Raw genomic sequence first — 2,311 nt, 5'->3', positions numbered from 1 at the left:
TTTAAAAATTTTCAATTCTGGAATAAAATAACGGGCACAGATAAAGGAAGTGTAATTTATGCAGGAGATACCCCACAGAAAAGAAGCAATGGAATTAATGTAATACCGTGGAGAAGTTCACAAATGTTATTAGGAGAGAATAGATAAATCGATTTGATCTACCCCTATTTAGGTAATGATGTTGGTCCTCAGTAAAAAAGTTCGAGTATCTTAATAGGATATACAACAAAAGCCGCTATAGCAGCGGCTTTTGTTGTCGGTGATCCCGGTCGGACAATTCTCGAACCAGTTTTATGATCATCTAAAAGCTCTTTGTGAGTTGAAAATATTGATAGCCAAATAGATACATTTCTTACAACCGCTGGAGCGGACGGAAATGTTTCCTATATTCCCTTCCAAGCGGCTTAAGCACAACGATCTCCGGGCTAGGCGTCTTTTATCAGGACGGAGGTTAACCTCAGTGCGTTGACATTAAAATTGACTACAAAATACATCCAACCATAAAAGAAATTATGAAAGATAGGGATGAACTGATGGAAAAGGCAATTGAAATTTTAAGTTCGAAAGAGTAATCACGATATGTTACTCCATCGCTAATTTTTCTTTCCGGAGACACTATCTCATAAACTGTGTAAATCTGAAAATCGGGGATTCACCTCGATTTTCTTAATTTTAAAACTATATACACAGTATTATGAAAGCAGAAGACTTCATATCAGACGACTTTTTAAAACAATTTAAGACAGGCAAGGAATTGAATGACTTTCTGGCCCTGATTCAGAAGCGGGGTATAGAAAAAATGCTTGAAGGTGAGCTGGATGGCCATCTAGGCTACAATAAGAATGAGCAAACCAATAATGATAACGCCCGTAATGGTTATGGTAAAAAGAAGATCAAAACGCAATACGGAGAATCAGAGATCAAGGTACCAAGAGACAGAGATGCCAGTTTTAACCCCATGATTGTACCCAAAAGGGAAAGCATGGTAGAAGGGCTTGAAGAGGTAATAGTGTCACTTTATGCCAAAGGAATGAGTGTATCTGATATTGAGGAACAAGTTCGGGAAGTTTATAAGTTTGATGTTTCCGGGGCTACCATAAGCCGTATTACGGCAAAAGTAGCTGAGGATATCGTCGCCTGGCAGAATCGTCCTTTAGAACCTGTTTACCTGATTGTGTGGATGGACGGTATCGTTTTCAAAGTAAGAGAGAACAGTAAAGTAATTAATAAGACAGTTCACATTGCTGTTGGACTTCGCAGGGATGGGCTTAAAGAAGTACTGGGAATGTGGCTGGGTAAGAATGAATCGGCAGCTTACTGGATGAGCGTTTTGACAGACATGAAGGCTCGCGGTGTGGAAGATATTCTGATCACAGCAACAGATAATCTCAATGGCTTTACCCAGACAATCCGTTCCATATTTCCAGACTCTGCTACCCAAATTTGTGTTGTTCACCAAATCCGTAATAGCTGCCGGTATGTAGTATGGAAGGACAAAAAGGAATTTACTACAGATTTAAAAGATATTTATGCAGCTCCCACCCGACAGGCTGCGCTAGCAGGGCTTGATAGCCTTGATAAAAAATGGACTAGTAAATATGCTTATGCGGTAAAGAGCTGGCGGGAAAATTGGGATGAATTGACTGTGTTCTTTGATTTCCCCATTGATATCCGTCAGATTATTTACACGACAAATCTTATTGAGAATCTGAATGGTAAGATCAGAAAGTATACAAAAAACAAGCTGTCATTCCCTACTGATGATGCTGTAATGAAATCCGTATACCTTGCGCTGAGAGAGTCCTCAAAAAAATGGACCATGCCCATGAGAAATTGGGGCATGATCCTTAATCAGTTCTTAACTATATTTGGAAGCAGAGTAAAAATTTAGATAGTTAACATCCTCGATTTTCAAACTTACACACTTACTGAAATAGTCCCGTCTAGGATGATTTTTGCAGCATTTGTCCGCTACTGGACTGTTGTAAGAAAATCATCCTGGACAGAGCGCTTTCTGTTAGTCTTCCTTAAGGAACTTGAAATTATGATCGAGTAAGTGTTTGGGATGAACGTTTAACCCCTTTGCTATTTCAAGGAAGGTTGTAAACGTAAAATCCTTTTTCCCATTTTCAATATTACTAATATTGCCTTTGGTCACATCGCATCTTGATGCCAGTTCATCAAGGCTTATTTTGGCCTCTTTTTCTCTGATTTTGCGCAGACGCTCGCCAATTTCCTGTAGTCTGTTTTTATCTCTTTCCTCATTCATTTTCTGAACTTTGGATAAATTCCGCATTTTTATTTTAAAAAA

Annotated in this window: 2 protein-coding genes; one reads left to right on the top strand and one right to left on the bottom strand. The window is 38.8% G+C overall.

Translation table 11 applies throughout. The features are described 5' to 3' along the window. Nucleotides 1–694: 694 nt before the first annotated feature. The gene (locus VIP81_RS10435; protein WP_331959548.1) at nucleotides 695–1,891 is read left to right on the top strand and encodes an IS256 family transposase; all 1,197 of its coding nucleotides are present in this window, start codon (nucleotides 695–697) and stop codon (nucleotides 1,889–1,891) included. A gap of 126 nt (nucleotides 1,892–2,017) precedes the next feature. Here the strand turns inward: VIP81_RS10435 and VIP81_RS10430 are convergent. Continuing rightward, the coding region (locus tag VIP81_RS10430) for a helix-turn-helix transcriptional regulator (RefSeq protein WP_331959545.1) at nucleotides 2,018–2,311 on the bottom strand (294 nt) is incomplete at its 5' end.

This window comes from Chitinophaga sp., from assembly GCF_036566945.1.
Lineage (GTDB): Bacteria > Bacteroidota > Bacteroidia > Chitinophagales > Chitinophagaceae > Chitinophaga.
The sequence above is the reverse complement of the archived record's forward strand: the minus strand, read 5'-3'. Positions and strand labels throughout refer to the sequence as shown.

Bases quoted from the DNA above. Each gene is read 5' to 3' on its own strand.
- VIP81_RS10435 (WP_331959548.1), top strand. From the start codon at position 695: ATGAAAGCAGAAGACTTCATATCAGACGACTTTTTAAAACAATTTAAG.